Origin of the sequence: Blautia sp. Marseille-P2398 (genome assembly GCF_964240315.1) — a bacterium.
In the GTDB taxonomy this organism is placed as follows: domain Bacteria; phylum Bacillota; class Clostridia; order Lachnospirales; family Lachnospiraceae; genus Blautia_A; species Blautia_A wexlerae.
The window spans coordinates 1-649 of record NZ_CAXSTD010000051.1; the positions used below are offsets into that span (position 1 = coordinate 1).

A 649-nucleotide genomic window follows, 5' to 3' on the forward strand; every position below is an offset into this window, starting at 1 on the left:
TTTTTTCGGGAATAAAACTTCCGTTCAAAAGTCCGGCGCGAAGCAAGGTGGAAATCCATTCGGAATCCCGCATATCGGTCTTTTTGCCAGGAACATTTTTCATATGGCGTGCATTTACAACAAGCAGGGTAATGTCACCAGAGAAAGCATCCTCCAGTATTTCATAAATCGGCATCCAATAGATACCGGTGCTTTCCATAGCTACATGATGGCAGTTTTTAGAAACGATCCAATTCCGTAATGCTATCATATCCGGAATCAATGTAGAAAACTCACGGATTTCAGAACGGGTTGGCTTGCCCAGAGGACCAGTCAGGATACATGCAACAATTTTTTCTTTGTGGACATCCAGTCCACAGGAAATTTCCAGAAGGTCTTTCATACAGAACAACTCCTTTACTATAGAATTGGCAGGAGATTTGCCCGAGATAATACGGACTTTGCTACTCGTGCTATTCATAAAAGGTGCGACAATATGCTGTGCTCAAGGGCAAATCATTTACGTTGACAAACGGGGTGCAAATCCTCCAAGGTGCAATCAAACTTAATCCTGCCTAAGACTATTGTAAGGCAAAAAGAGAAGTGAAAAAAGTAGTGGAGTCAGTATCCTATTTTCATTATAGGCTGAGATAAGCTTTCATGATTCGTT

General features: G+C 41.6%; 1 protein-coding gene. It reads right to left on the bottom strand.

Annotated elements, in window-relative coordinates; genetic code table 11:
* On the bottom strand, positions 1-382 hold a 382-nt coding region (locus ACESZG_RS18925), incomplete at its 3' end, for a transposase (protein WP_156331225.1).
* Positions 383-649: the final 267 nt, after the last annotated feature.